General features: G+C 72.2%; 13 protein-coding genes. 5 read left to right on the forward strand and 8 right to left on the reverse strand.

Annotated features, from left to right (window positions below; all coding sequences use genetic code 11):
* Window positions 1-91: 91 nt before the first annotated feature.
* Window positions 92-703, reverse strand: a complete 612-nt coding sequence (locus PYR72_RS19450) for a response regulator transcription factor (RefSeq protein WP_003948568.1) — start codon at window positions 701-703, stop codon at window positions 92-94.
* Between the two features lie 392 nt (window positions 704-1,095).
* On the opposite strand from PYR72_RS19450, the gene PYR72_RS19455 reads away from it, so the two are divergent.
* On the forward strand, window positions 1,096-1,431 hold the full coding sequence (locus PYR72_RS19455; RefSeq protein ID WP_275456522.1) for a WhiB family transcriptional regulator: 336 nt from the start codon (window positions 1,096-1,098) through the stop codon (window positions 1,429-1,431).
* Window positions 1,432-1,496: 65 nt separating this feature from the next.
* Here PYR72_RS19455 and PYR72_RS19460 read toward each other — a convergent pair whose 3' ends face one another.
* The gene (locus PYR72_RS19460; RefSeq protein ID WP_275456523.1) at window positions 1,497-2,399 is read right to left on the reverse strand and encodes a LysR family transcriptional regulator; all 903 of its coding nucleotides are present in this window, start codon (window positions 2,397-2,399) and stop codon (window positions 1,497-1,499) included.
* Between the two features lie 81 nt (window positions 2,400-2,480).
* Between PYR72_RS19460 and PYR72_RS19465 the strand changes: the two genes are divergently transcribed.
* From PYR72_RS19465 to PYR72_RS19475, 3 genes are all read left to right on the forward strand, one after another.
* A complete protein-coding gene (locus PYR72_RS19465; protein WP_275456524.1) occupies window positions 2,481-3,146 on the forward strand; it encodes an MOSC domain-containing protein in 666 nt (221 codons plus the stop codon).
* 135 nt (window positions 3,147-3,281) lie between these two features.
* The gene (locus PYR72_RS19470) at window positions 3,282-4,055 is read left to right on the forward strand and encodes an SDR family oxidoreductase (protein ID WP_275456525.1); all 774 of its coding nucleotides are present in this window, start codon (window positions 3,282-3,284) and stop codon (window positions 4,053-4,055) included.
* 93 nt (window positions 4,056-4,148) lie between these two features.
* Window positions 4,149-4,856, forward strand: a complete 708-nt coding sequence (locus PYR72_RS19475; RefSeq protein ID WP_275456526.1) for an ester cyclase — start codon at window positions 4,149-4,151, stop codon at window positions 4,854-4,856.
* 93 nt (window positions 4,857-4,949) lie between these two features.
* Here the strand turns inward: PYR72_RS19475 and groL are convergent, their stop codons facing one another.
* From groL to PYR72_RS19495, 4 genes are all read right to left on the reverse strand, one after another.
* The gene (groL, locus tag PYR72_RS19480; protein ID WP_275456527.1) at window positions 4,950-6,575 is read right to left on the reverse strand and encodes a chaperonin GroEL; all 1,626 of its coding nucleotides are present in this window, start codon (window positions 6,573-6,575) and stop codon (window positions 4,950-4,952) included.
* Window positions 6,576-6,694: 119 nt separating this feature from the next.
* Window positions 6,695-7,003 carry a co-chaperone GroES gene (groES, locus tag PYR72_RS19485; protein WP_013001368.1) on the reverse strand — a complete coding sequence of 103 codons (309 nt, stop codon included), beginning with the start codon at window positions 7,001-7,003 and terminating at the stop codon, window positions 6,695-6,697.
* Window positions 7,004-7,251: 248 nt separating this feature from the next.
* Window positions 7,252-8,205 carry a polysaccharide deacetylase family protein gene (locus tag PYR72_RS19490; RefSeq protein ID WP_275456528.1) on the reverse strand — a complete coding sequence of 318 codons (954 nt, stop codon included), beginning with the start codon at window positions 8,203-8,205 and terminating at the stop codon, window positions 7,252-7,254.
* Window positions 8,202-9,128 (reverse strand): polysaccharide deacetylase family protein, encoded by a 927-nt coding sequence (locus tag PYR72_RS19495; RefSeq protein WP_275456529.1) that lies wholly within the window; start codon window positions 9,126-9,128, stop codon window positions 8,202-8,204. The genes PYR72_RS19490 and PYR72_RS19495 overlap by 4 nt, the downstream gene beginning before the upstream one ends.
* A 182-nt stretch (window positions 9,129-9,310) precedes the next feature.
* Between PYR72_RS19495 and PYR72_RS19500 the strand changes: the two genes are divergently transcribed.
* Window positions 9,311-10,507: a class I SAM-dependent methyltransferase gene (locus PYR72_RS19500; protein ID WP_275456530.1), complete on the forward strand. Its 1,197-nt coding sequence runs from the start codon at window positions 9,311-9,313 to the stop codon at window positions 10,505-10,507.
* Window positions 10,508-10,532: 25 nt separating this feature from the next.
* Here PYR72_RS19500 and PYR72_RS19505 read toward each other — a convergent pair whose 3' ends face one another.
* Together PYR72_RS19505 and PYR72_RS19510 are read right to left on the reverse strand one after the other, a co-directional pair.
* A complete protein-coding gene (locus PYR72_RS19505; protein WP_275456531.1) occupies window positions 10,533-11,846 on the reverse strand; it encodes a DUF6596 domain-containing protein in 1,314 nt (437 codons plus the stop codon).
* Window positions 11,847-11,897: 51 nt separating this feature from the next.
* The gene (locus PYR72_RS19510) at window positions 11,898-12,254 is read right to left on the reverse strand and encodes a YciI family protein (RefSeq protein ID WP_059079024.1); all 357 of its coding nucleotides are present in this window, start codon (window positions 12,252-12,254) and stop codon (window positions 11,898-11,900) included.
* Window positions 12,255-12,305: the final 51 nt, after the last annotated feature.

Below are 12,305 nucleotides of genomic sequence, written 5' to 3' on the forward strand. Positions count from 1 at the left end.
CGACCCCGCTCACCACCGCGCCCACCTCGCGGTAAGCACCCCCGCCCGCCTCGCGGCAGGCGGGGAATCCCGGACCCCCGTCGTGGCTCACCTAGCGAACCAGGCCCCAGCGGAAGCCGAGCGCCACCGCGTGCGCGCGGTCCGAGGCGCCGAGCTTCTTGAACAGGCGCCGGGCGTGGGTCTTGACGGTGTCCTCGGAGAGGAACAGCTCTCGGCCGATCTCCGCGTTGGAGCGGCCGTGGCTCATGCCCTCCAGCACCTGGATCTCACGCGCGGTGAGCGTGGGCGCGGCGCCCATCTCGGCGGAGCGCAGCCGGCGCGGGGCGAGCCGCCAGGTCGGGTCGGCGAGGGCCTGGGTCACCGTGGCGCGCAGCTCCGCGCGGGAGGCGTCCTTGTGCAGATAGCCCCGTGCGCCGGCGGCGACCGCGAGGGCCACCCCGTCCAGGTCCTCGGCGACGGTGAGCATGATGATGCGCGCCCCGGGGTCGGCGGACAGCAGCCGCCGTACGGTCTCGACGCCGCCCAGTCCGGGCATGCGTACGTCCATCAGAATCAGATCCGAGCGGTCGGCCCCCCAGCGGCGGAGGACTTCCTCGCCGTTGGCCGCCGTGGTCACGCGCTCGACGCCGGGCACAGTGGCCACCGCGCGGCGCAGCGCCTCTCGGGCGAGCGGGGAGTCGTCGCAGACGAGGACGGATGTCATGGCCGCCCTCCGCAGCTGATGCGCGTCACCTTGAGCCTCCAGGCTGGTACGAAATCGTCACCTGTGCGGTCGACACTCACGAGCGGACACGAACGCCTGCCCGAGCGCTTGTTCCTTCAACCGCCTCCGCCCGTCTCAACGACGGTCACTCGAAAGAGTTACGGGATGGCCGGCTACCTTCGGCACTCTACGTGAGGGCGCGCACACGGTGCAGACATGCACAACGGACCCTCAATCTTTCACCACAACCTATGCCCCATTCAGCCGTTTTTCTTCCCATTTGTTGGTGTCTGAGGCTAGATTCGCAATGAGTCATATTTTCATCTCCTTAGATAGTCGATGTACGGTCATGGGCAACATCTCCGCCCATAACGGCAACAAGGGGACACGTAATGGCAGATTTCTCCCGCCTTCCCGGACCGAACGCTGACCTGTGGGACTGGCAGCTCCTCGCGGCCTGCCGCGGGGTCGACAGCTCGCTCTTCTTCCACCCCGAAGGAGAACGCGGTGCGGCGCGGAGCGCTCGTGAGAACTCGGCCAAGGAGGTCTGCATGCGATGCCCGGTCCGCGCCCAGTGCGCGGCCCACGCCCTCGCGGTGCGTGAGCCGTACGGCGTGTGGGGCGGGCTGACCGAGGACGAGCGCGAGGAACTCATGGGCAGGGCGCGCCACCGGCTGGTGACGGCGTCCGCGTCCGCGCCGGGGGGCGATAGCGAATCAAACGACTGAACGACTGAAGGAACGTTTCTTTAAGTCTTCGACGGCCCCGAGCCGTCCGGCGCCTCCGCCCGGCGCTAGCGCGCGGCCGCTCCGGCCAGTCGGTCCAGCGTCGCCGCGACCGTGGGCACCTGGGCCAGGTCCGGCAGGGTCAGCGCCACGATCTCCCGGCGCACCACCGGCTCGACCGTCACCATCCGCACACCCTTGGGGCGCACGGACTCGATCGCCAGCTCCGGCAGGACGGCGACCCCGAGGCCCGCGCCCACCAGACCGACCACCGCCGGGTAGTCGTCGGTCGCGAAGTCGATACGGGGCGTGAAGCCCGCGCTCTCGCAGACCCGCACCAGCTGCCCCCGGCAGCGCGGGCAGCCGGCGATCCAGGGCTCCCCGGCGAGTTCCCCGATGCCGATGGACGCCGTACGGGCCAGCCGGTGCCCCTGCGGGACGAGCCCGACGAGCCGGTCCGTGAGCAGGGGCCGGACGACCAGGTCGGCCCACTCCCCTTCCTCCGCGCCCGGCGCCCCCTCGTAGCGGAACGCGAGCGCGATGTCGCAGTCGCCCTCGCGGAGCATCTCGACCGAGCGCGGCGGCTCGGCCTCCTCCAGGGACACCCGGGTGCCGGGGTGGGCGGCGCGCAGGGCCGCCAGGGCGGTGGGCACCAGGGTGGAGCTGCCGCTGGGGAAGGAGACCAGGCGGACCCGGCCGGCGCGCAGCCCGGCGATGGCGGCGACCTCCTCCTCGGCCGCCGTGAGCCCGGCGAGGATGCCGGCCGCGTGCCGCACCAGGGCCTCGCCGGCCTGGGTCAGCCGCGTCTCGCGGCCGGTGCGCACGAGCAGCGGGGTGCCGACGGAGGATTCGAGCGCCTTCATCTGCTGGCTGACGGCGGGCTGGGTGCAGCCGAGCGCGCGTCCGGCCGCCGAGAAGGAGCCGGTGGCGGCGACGGCGCGCAGGACGCGGAGATGACGGGCCTCGATCACGCGGTCGAGCATAAGCGCGGCTTGGGCGGGGCGCCGAATATCGCGTCGACGCTTTGACTCCCGGCCGCCTACCGTGCCCGTATGAGGATTCTGTCGCTGAATGTGGGGCGGCCCAGGGCCGTCGACGTACCGGAGGAGTCGAAGCGCGTCACCGGCATCGACAAGCGCCCGGTGGACGGACCGGTGCGGGTGGCGGCGCCCGGACCCAAGGGGGTCGGCGCCAGCGGGGTGGCCGGGGACGCGGTGTGCAACACCGAGCATCACGGCGGTGACGACCAGGCCGTGTACGCGTTCGCCCGCGAGGACCTGGACGCCTGGGAGCGCGAACTGGGCCGCACCCTGCCCTGCGGGGCCTTCGGCGAGAACCTCACCACCGCGGGCCTCGACATCTCCGGCGCCCTCGTCGGCGAACGCTGGCGGATCGGCCCCGAGCTGGTGCTGGAGATCACGTGCGGCCGTGTCCCCTGTCTGAACTTCCAGCGTCATCTCGGCGAGCGGGGGTGGGTCAAGCGCTTCACGCGGCAGGGCGCGCCCGGCGCGTATCTGCGGGTGATCCGGCCCGGTGAGATCCGTGCGGGGGACCCCGTCGAGATCGTCCACCGGCCCTCCCACGACGTCACCGTGAACCTCGCCTTCCGGGCCACGATGGGCGAACACGACCTGCTGCCACGGCTGTTGGCGGCGGGCGAGGCGCTCCATCCCGAGCTGCTGGAGAGGGCGCGGAAGCACGCGGCGCGGCAGGAGTGACGGGCCGGCGGGCCGCGCGGTGTCCGTGAAGGCGCCCCGCCGGTGCGGATGTTCCGCGGAAGACGGGCGAAACCGCCGCCGGACGTGCGGTGGAGGGGGCGGGGACCGTACGGTTCCGGTCACTACGCTTGCGCCATGACAACGGCTCTGATTACGGGATCGACCGCGGGGATCGGTGCCGCCTTCGCGCGGCGCCTGGCGGCGGACGGGCACAACCTGGTGCTGGTGGCGCGTGACACCAAGCGGCTGCGGGAGCAGGCGACCGAACTGCACGACCGGCACGGCGTCGAGGCGGAGGTGCTGACGGCGGACCTGGCGACGGACGACGGCATCGAGTCGGTGGCGCGGCGCCTGTCGGACCGCAGGAACCCCGTCGACCTGCTGATCAACAACGCCGGCTTCGGCAACAAGGGCCGCTATCTCGACGTCTCCATGGCCGACGAGCTGCGCATGCTCAAGGTCCACTGCGAGGCGGTCCTGCGTCTCACCTCGGCGGCCTGCGAGTCCATGCGCGAGCGCGGCCGGGGCGGAGTGGTGAACGTGGCCTCGGTCGCCGCGTTCGTACCGCGGGGCACCTACGGGGCGTCGAAGGCGTGGGTCGTGCAGTTCACCCAGGGGGCCGCGCGCGACCTGGCCGGGACCGGGGTGCGGCTGATGGCGCTGTGCCCGGGGTTCGTGCGCACCGAGTTCCACGACCGGGCCGGCATGGGCACCGACAGCATCCCGTCCTGGATGTGGCTCGACGCCGACAAGCTGGTCACCGCCGCCCTCGCCGACCTGTCCCGGGGCCGGACGGTCTCCGTCCCCGACCCGCGCTACAAGGCCCTGATGGGTGTGGTGAAGGTGGTGCCGCGGGGGATGCTGGGCGGGATCAGCTCGAAGACGGGACGCAAGTACGGGCCGCAGTAGCCGTCCCCCGAACGGTCCAGCGGGTGGGGGCGGCGGCCCGGCGCGACAATGGAGCTGTTCATCCGGACCCAGGGGGGTCGGAGGCGGTGTGTCATGACATTCGTGCAGCTCATCGACTGCAGGACCAGCCGGTTCGACGAGATGAACCGGCTGATGGACACCTGGGTGGAGCAGACCAAGGGGAAGCGGACCGCGACACACAGTGTGATCGGGAAGGACCGCTCGGACGGCTCGCACTTCGTGGAGATCGTGGAGTTCCCCTCGTACGAGGAGGCGATGCGCAACTCCGGGCTGCCGGAGACGGAGCGGATCTTCCAGGAGATGGTGGCGCTGTGCGACGAGATGCCCACGTTCACCGATCTGGACGTGGTGCGCGACGAGCAGTTGTACACGGCCACCGCACGCAGGTTCTTCGGGACGATCGGAACCGAGGGTGAACTGCCGCCACTGGACGACCTGTTGGTCGAGGACTACCACGACCACGATCCGGCCAACCCGCAGGACGTCATCGGCATGGACGCGGTCAGGCGCGAGGTCGGCATGTGGCGGGCCGCCTTCGACTTCTCGTTCGTGATCGGGGACCAGATCGCCCAGGAGGACCGGGTGTGCACGCGCTGGAGGTGGAACGGCACGCACCGGGGCGACTTCCTCGGGATGGCGGCCACCGGACGGGAGGCCACCATGACCGGCACGACGATCCACCGCTTCTCGTCGGACGGGAAGATCGCCGAGGGCTGGTGGGAGTACGACCGGCTCGGGCTGATGGGGCAGCTGGGCGCGCTCGACGCACTGGAGCGGTAGGCGGTACCGGTAGCGGTGGGCGGCGTGGAACGCGCGAAGGCCCGGCACCCCGAGGGGTGCCGGGCCTTCGCTACGGCTTGCCGACGGAGGACGTCAGTGGGCGTGGCCGTGGCCGCCGTGGCCCGCGTCGGCCGGCTCCTCTTCCTTCTTCTCGACGACCAGGGTCTCGGTCGTCAGGAGGAGGGAGGCGATGGAGGCGGCGTTCTCCAGGGCGGAGCGGGTGACCTTGACCGGGTCGATGACACCGGACTTCACCAGGTCGCCGTACTCGCCGGTGGCGGCGTTGAAGCCCTGGCCCTTGTCCAGCTCGGCGACCTTGGAGGTGATGACGTAACCCTCCAGGCCGGCGTTCTCCGCGATCCAGCGCAGCGGCTCGACGGCGGCCTTGCGGACGACGGCGACACCGGTGGCCTCGTCGCCGGTCTTGCCGAGGTTGCCCTCCAGGACCTTCACGGCGTGGACGAGCGCGGAGCCACCACCGGAGACGATGCCCTCCTCGACCGCGGCGCGGGTCGCGGAGATGGCGTCCTCCAGACGGTGCTTCTTCTCCTTCAGCTCCACCTCGGTGGCGGCGCCGACCTTGATCACGCACACGCCGCCGGCCAGCTTCGCGAGGCGCTCCTGGAGCTTCTCGCGGTCCCAGTCGGAGTCCGTGTTCTCGATCTCGGCCTTGATCTGGGCGACGCGGCCCTGCACGGCACCGGAGTCACCGGCGCCGTCGACGATCGTGGTGTCGTCCTTGGTGACGGTGACGCGGCGGGCGGAGCCGAGCACGTCCAGGCCGACCTGGTCGAGCTTGAGGCCGACCTCCTCGGAGATGACCTCGGCGCCGGTCAGCGTGGCCATGTCCTGCAGCATCGCCTTGCGGCGGTCGCCGAAGCCGGGGGCCTTGACGGCGACCGCGTTGAAGGTGCCGCGGATCTTGTTCACGACCAGGGTCGACAGGGCCTCGCCCTCGACGTCCTCGGCGATGATCAGCAGCGGCTTCGAGGCGTTGGCCTGGATGACCTTCTCCAGCAGGGGCAGCAGGTCGGCGATGGCCGCGATCTTGCCCTGGTGGATGAGGATGTACGGGTCGTCGAGGACGGCCTCCATACGCTCCTGGTCGGTGACGAAGTACGGGGAGAGGTAGCCCTTGTCGAAGGCCATGCCCTCGGTGAAGTCCAGCTCCAGACCGAAGGTGTTGGACTCCTCGACGGTGATGACACCGTCCTTGCCGACCTTGTCCATGGCCTCGGCGATCAGCTCGCCGACCTGCTGGTCCTGGGCGGAGAGACCGGCGACGGCGGCGATGTCCGACTTCTCGTCGATCGGGCGGGCGGTCGCGAGGAGCTCCTCGGACACGGCCTTGACCGCGGCGTCGATGCCCTTCTTCAGGGCGGCCGGGGAGGCACCCGCGGCGACGTTCTTCAGGCCCTCGCGCACGAGCGCCTGGGCGAGCACGGTGGCGGTGGTGGTGCCGTCACCCGCGATGTCGTTGGTCTTGGTCGCCACCTCCTTCACCAGCTGGGCACCGAGGTTCTCGTACGGGTCCTCGACCTCGACCTCACGGGCGATGGTCACGCCGTCGTTGGTGATGGTGGGGGCGCCGAACTTCTTGTCGATGACGACGTTGCGGCCCTTGGGGCCGATCGTCACCTTGACCGTGTCGGCCAGCTTGTTGACGCCGCGCTCGAGGGCGCGACGGGCGTCCTCGTCGAACTTCAGGATCTTCGCCATGGGAGCGGTTCAGCCCTCTCGGAAAATGTGGGTGAAACGAACTGCGCCCCAGACGCCCGGCTTCATAAGGTGGCGGGGGCCCGGGGCGCAGCTCACAAGCAGAATGTGCTTGAGGTGACTTACTTCTCGATGACCGCGAGCACGTCGCGGGACGAGAGGACGAGGTACTCCTCGCCGTTGTACTTCACCTCGGTGCCGCCGTACTTGCTGTACAGCACGATGTCGCCGACCTTGACGTCGAGCGGCAGGCGCTCGCCGTTCTCGAAGCGGCCCGGACCGACGGCGAGGATGACGCCCTCCTGGGGCTTCTCCTTCGCGGTGTCCGGGATGACCAGGCCAGAGGCGGTGGTCTGCTCGGCGTCGAGCGGCTGGACCACGATGCGGTCCTCGAGCGGCTTGATGGCAACCTTGGAGCTGGTGGTCGTCACGATCCGACCTCCCCCTTCGGAGATCTCACGGGGTTAACTGTCTGAGGTGGCGACCAGGTGGATCCGTCGTCGCGGGTGCCGGACCTGCCCGTCGCTGGTTGGCACTCTCCAGGGGGGAGTGCCAGACCTGAGACTATGACTGTGATTAGCACTCGGTCAAGCGGACTGCTAATCGAGTGGGTTGCGGCGGGTCGGCGGGCGGTCGCCGGGGGTCGTTCCGCGGGCCCTGCCGGCGCCGCGGCGCCGCCTCAGAGGTAGTCCTCCAGGCGGCCGACGGTGAGGCCCTGCTCCTGGATCCGGCGCAGCAGCCGCGTCGTCATCTGCGTGAGGGTGGCGCCCTTGAGCTGGTCCGGGCCCCGGAACTGGGCCAGGACGATGTCGCCGGGGCGCAGCCGGTCGCCGACGGCGTAGCGGAGGTCGTGGATCTGCATGGACGCGCGCCACAGGACGACGGCCGCGATGCCGCAGTCGGCGGCGGCGCGCAGCGTGGTGGTGTCGTGGAGGCCGTAGGGCGGGCGGAACAGGGTCGGCCGGGCGCCGAAGCGCTGCCTGAGCTTGTGCTGCTGGCCGCAGATCTCGGCGCGCTGGCCCGCGTACGGCAGGCCGCGCAGGGCGGTGTGGTCCAGGGTGTGGTTCTGCACGGTCGCCCCGACGGCCCGCAGCCGGGCGAAGTGGCCGTACCCCGGCCCCACGACACTGTCCGTCAGGAACATGCTCACCGGCAGCCGCAGCTCACGCACCATGTCGACGAATCTCGGGTCCTTCTCCGCGCCGTCGTCGTACGTCAGGAAGACCACCTTGTCCCGGGTCGGCACGCGGTCCACGACGGGCGGCAGCCCCGGGCCGGACGCGCGGAGCCGGGAGGGCCGGTCGGGCTCGCGGGGCGGGGGAGCGAGGGGGGCGGCGAGGCCCCAGCGGCGGTACGCGGGCGTGTGGGGGTGCGCGGGCGTGTGGGGGTGCGCGTGGGGGTGCGGGTGCTTGTGTCCGGGAGCGCGGGCGCCGCCTTCCGCGCCGGGGGTGTCCGGGACCGGGCGGGGGTCGTGCGCCGTCGCGCCCGCCCCGGGTGCGGCCGGCCGGGCGGCGGGACCGGCCGCGCACCCGGGGAGGAGCAGGGCGGCCAGGGCGAGCAGCGCGGCGAGTGCGACGGGTGCGGTGCGGGCGCGGGAGCCCGGCGTACGCCCGCGCGCCCCGCCGGCCGTCACAGGTAGTCCTCCAGCCTCGCCACCGCGTAGCCCTCGGCGGTGGCCCGGTCCAGGAAGCGGCGGACCATGTCGGGCATGGTGCCCTTCCCGTCGGACCTGCCGCGGAAGTGGCTCAGGACGATGTCGCCGGGGCGGAGCCGGCGGTCCGCCTCGCGGTGCTCCCAGCGGTCGGCGAAGACCTCCTCGTTCCAGAGGGGGACGACCTCGATCCCACAGGACCCGGCGGCGCGCAGGGTGTCCCGGTCGTAGCTCCCGTACGGCGGCCGGAAGAGCCGGGGCCGCTCGCCGTAGCGCTTCTCGATCACGTCCTGCATGCCGCAGATCTCGCGTTCCTGGGCGGCGCGGGAGAGGGAGCGCAGAGGGCGGTGGTGGAGGGTGTGGTTGCCGAGGACCACGCCCTGGTCCCGCATCCGGGCGAAGTAGCCGTAGTCCTCCTTGATCAGGTAGTCGCTGAGGAAGGCGGTGTACGGGACGCGCAGGTCGCTCATCATCCGCAGGAACGCGGGGTCCTTCTCGGCGCCGTCGTCGATCGTGAGGAAGAGGATCCTGTCGCGGGTGGGGACGGTGGTGAGGACCGGGGGGAGTCCGTCCCGCTCGTGGCCGTCGACCTCGAACCCCTCGCGTGTGCGGAGTTCCGGCTTCTCGGCCGGAGGGGGCGGCGCGGGCAGGGGCACCCCGGCCAGTCCCCAGCGCTTCGCCGCGGCGACCCGCGCGGCGTGCGCCCGGCGCAGCTTCCCGGCGTACGTGTCGAGGGCGCGGGCGCCCGGCGCCTGGAGGGGCCGCTGTCCGCGCTCCTGGCCATGGGCGGGCCCCGTGGTGCCCGCCCGTCCGGTCGCACCCTGTCCGACGTCCTCCCCGTCTCCCCTGGCGCACCCGGACACGATGACCGCGGCGGCGAGCACGGCGACACCGCCCCGGAACACGCCGCTCCGTCCCCGTCCCCAGAAACGCGCCCGCTTCGCACTCTTTACATCATTTTGTCGTACGAGTCGCATGGCGCCGCATCCTCGCAGCACGGCCCCGCTCCACGGCCCCGACACCGCCGTCCGGCCCCCACCGTCCACCAAGTGGCCCACGCCCCCTCCCCCTGACCGACAATGGCCCGGTGAACGACCTGGACCCCGCCGCCTTCCTCGCCCCCCTGCTCACCCCCGAGGGCCGCGCGCTCCTCGACGAGGTGCGCGACACCGAACCGGCGCGGGAACTGGCCGTGGCGACCCGGCTGCGCCGGGACCACCCGGCCCCCCTGGTGTCGGCGGCGCTCGCCCAGGCACGGCTGCGGCAGCGCGCGGCGGCGAAGTTCGGCGCGGCGGACGCGGAGCGGATGTTCTTCACGCCGAACGGTGTCGAGCAGTCGACCAGGACGTCCGTGGCGGCCTACCGGGCGGAATGCCTCCGGGCACTCGGCGTGCGGTCGGTCGCCGACCTGTGCTGCGGCATCGGCGGGGACGCGATCGCGATGGCGCGTGCCGGGATCCGGGTGCTGGCCGTCGACCGCGACCCGCTGACGGCGGCGGTCGCCCGCGCCAACGCCGACGCGCTGGGCCTCGCCGAGCTGATCGAGGTGCGCGAGGCGGACGTGACGGAGGTGGACACCGCCGGGTTCGACGCCGTGTTCGTCGACCCGGCCCGGCGCTCCTCCGCGCGCGGCCGGATCTTCGACCCGGAGTCCTACTCCCCGCCCCTGTCCTGGGCCGTGGCGGCCGCGCTGAAGGCCCCGCTGGGCGCGCTGAAGATCGCGCCCGGCATCCCGCACGAGGCGATCCCCCCGGCCGCCGAGGCCGAGTGGATCTCGGACGGCGGCGATGTGAAGGAGGCCGTGCTGTGGTTCCGCGAGGACGGCACCCCGGGGGCGCGGCGCGCGATGCTGCTGCCCGCGGAGGCGGGCATCCGGGCCACTCCCGACACGATGCTGCCCGATCCCCCGGTCCGCCCGGTCGGCCGGTACCTGTACGAGCCCGACGGCGCCGTCATCCGCGCCCATCTGGTCGCCGAGGTCGCGCGGGACCTGGAAGGCGGGCTGATCGACCCCACGATCGCCTACATCACCGCCGACGAGCACCATGTCACCCCGTACGCCACCGCCTACGAGATCACCGACCGACTCCCCTTCGGGGTCAAGAAGTTGAAGGCCCTGCTGCGGGAGCGCGAGGTGGGCATCCTGACCGTGAAGAAGCGTGGGTCGGCCGTGGAGCCGGAGGAACTGCGCAAGAAGGTCAAGCCGCAGGGACGCAACGCGGCGACGGTCTTCCTGACCCGGGTCGCGGGAGCGCCGGCAATGCTGATCGGCCACCCGGTCTGACCCCTACGGCCCCGGGCGGGGCTTCTCACGCCCCCTCATCCGCCCGCGCCAGCAGCAACGCCCGCTCCCGCTCGTTGCGCGCCAGCCCGGCCGCCCGTACGAACTCGGCGCGGGCCTCCTCCGTCCGGCCCAGCCGCCTCAGCAGATCCCCGCGGACGCTGGGCAGCAGGTGGTAGTCGCGCAGGGCCGGTGCGGCGGCGAGGCCGTCCACGATCTCCAGGGCGGGACCGGGGCCCTCGGCCATGGAGACGGCGACCGCGCGGTTCAGCTCCACCACCGGGGACGGGGCCCGGGCGGCCAGCAGGGCGTACAGGGTGACGATCTTCGGCCAGTCCGTCTCCTCGTAGGTGTACGCCTGGGCGTGGCAGGCGGCGATGGCGGCCTGGAGGGCGTACGGGCCCGGGGCGCCCGGCGCGCAGGCGGTGGCGCGGCCGAGCGCGGTGAAGCCCCGGGCGATGAGGGGGCGGTTCCAGCGGCGGCGGTCCTGGTCGGCGAGCAGGACCGGTTCCCCGGAGGGAGCCGTGCGGGCGGCGGCCCGTGACGCCTGGAGTTCCAGCAGGGCCGCCAGGCCGTGCACCTCGGGTTCCTTCGGCATCAGCTGGGCCAGCACCCGGGCCAGCCGGAGGGCGTCCTCGCACAGGGCCGGGCGCAGCAGGTCGTCTCCGGCGGTGGCCGCGTACCCCTCGTTGAAGATCAGGTAGATGACTTCCAGCACGGAGTCGAGGCGGGCCTCGCGGTCGGGGCCGTACGGCACCTCGAAGGCGACGTTCCTCGTGGCGAGCGTGCGCTTGGCGCGGACGACGCGCTGGGCGATGGTCGGCTCGGGGACCAGGAAGGCGCGGGCGATCTCGGGGGTGGTCAGACCGCCGAGGAGGCGCAGGGTGAGGGCGATGCGGGCCTCGGCGGAGAGCACGGGGTGGCAGGCCGTGAAGACGAGGCGGAGGAGGTCGTCGTCGATGTCGTCCGGGTCGGCCGGCCGGTCGAGGTGGGGCCCCGCCGCCTCCAGGTCCCGGCCCACCTCGGCGAGTTTGCTGGCGTACCGCTCCCGGCGGCGGACGAGGTCGATCGCCCGGTGCTTGGCGGTGGTCGTCAGCCAGGCGCCCGGATTGTCCGGCACCCCGTCCCGCGGCCACTGCTCCAGCGCCGCGACCAGCGCGTCCTGCGCCAGTTCCTCCGCGATCCCGACGTCCCGGACGATCCGCGTGACCCCGGCGATGATCCGGGGCGACTCCATGCGGAAGACGGTCTCGACCGTCTCGACGGCCGCGTCGGAGGCGGGCCGGGACGAGGGGGCGTCGGCGGGGGCGGGACCGGACGCGGAGGTGGGCTGTGGGGTCACAGCCCACCATCAGACACCCGGTCGGCGCCCCGGCCAAGCGGACCCGACGGCTCAGGGCTCCATGATCTCCCGCACCTCGCAGGTGACCGTCCAGTGCTCCTCGTGCACCTTCAGGAACCGCTTGGTCCACTCGATCGCCTCGGCCATGTCCTTGGCCTGGACGATGGCGTACCCGCCCACGACCTCCTTGGACTCGGTGAACGGCCCGTCCGTGACGGAGAGCTTCCCGCTCTCCCAGTGCACCCGCGTGCCCTGCGCGGTCGGGGACAGACCGGCGGTGTCCAGCAGGACGCCGGCCTTCGTCATCTCCTCGATCAGGTCCCCCATCCGCTGCATCAGCTCGGGGCTCGGGCCCTCGGCGGGGGCGTTGGTCTCGTCGATCCGGACCATCGACAGATAGCGCGGCATGGTGACTCCAGGTGCGTCGGCGGCCGGGGCTTCTCCCCGACTCTCACCCCT

Source organism: Streptomyces sp. VNUA24, assembly GCF_029167005.1.
In the GTDB taxonomy this organism is placed as follows: Bacteria; Actinomycetota; Actinomycetes; order Streptomycetales; family Streptomycetaceae; genus Streptomyces; species Streptomyces scabiei.

Coding starts and splice junctions, on each gene's coding strand:
- PYR72_RS19450 (WP_003948568.1), bottom strand. CDS start 703: ATGACATCCGTCCTCGTCTGCGACGACTCCCCGCTCGCCCGAGAGGCG.
- PYR72_RS19455 (WP_275456522.1), top strand. CDS start 1,096: ATGGCAGATTTCTCCCGCCTTCCCGGACCGAACGCTGACCTGTGGGAC.
- PYR72_RS19465 (WP_275456524.1), top strand. CDS start 2,481: ATGAGGATTCTGTCGCTGAATGTGGGGCGGCCCAGGGCCGTCGACGTA.
- PYR72_RS19470 (WP_275456525.1), top strand. CDS start 3,282: ATGACAACGGCTCTGATTACGGGATCGACCGCGGGGATCGGTGCCGCC.
- PYR72_RS19475 (WP_275456526.1), top strand. CDS start 4,149: ATGACATTCGTGCAGCTCATCGACTGCAGGACCAGCCGGTTCGACGAG.
- groL (WP_275456527.1), bottom strand. CDS start 6,575: ATGGCGAAGATCCTGAAGTTCGACGAGGACGCCCGTCGCGCCCTCGAG.
- PYR72_RS19510 (WP_059079024.1), bottom strand. CDS start 12,254: ATGCCGCGCTATCTGTCGATGGTCCGGATCGACGAGACCAACGCCCCC.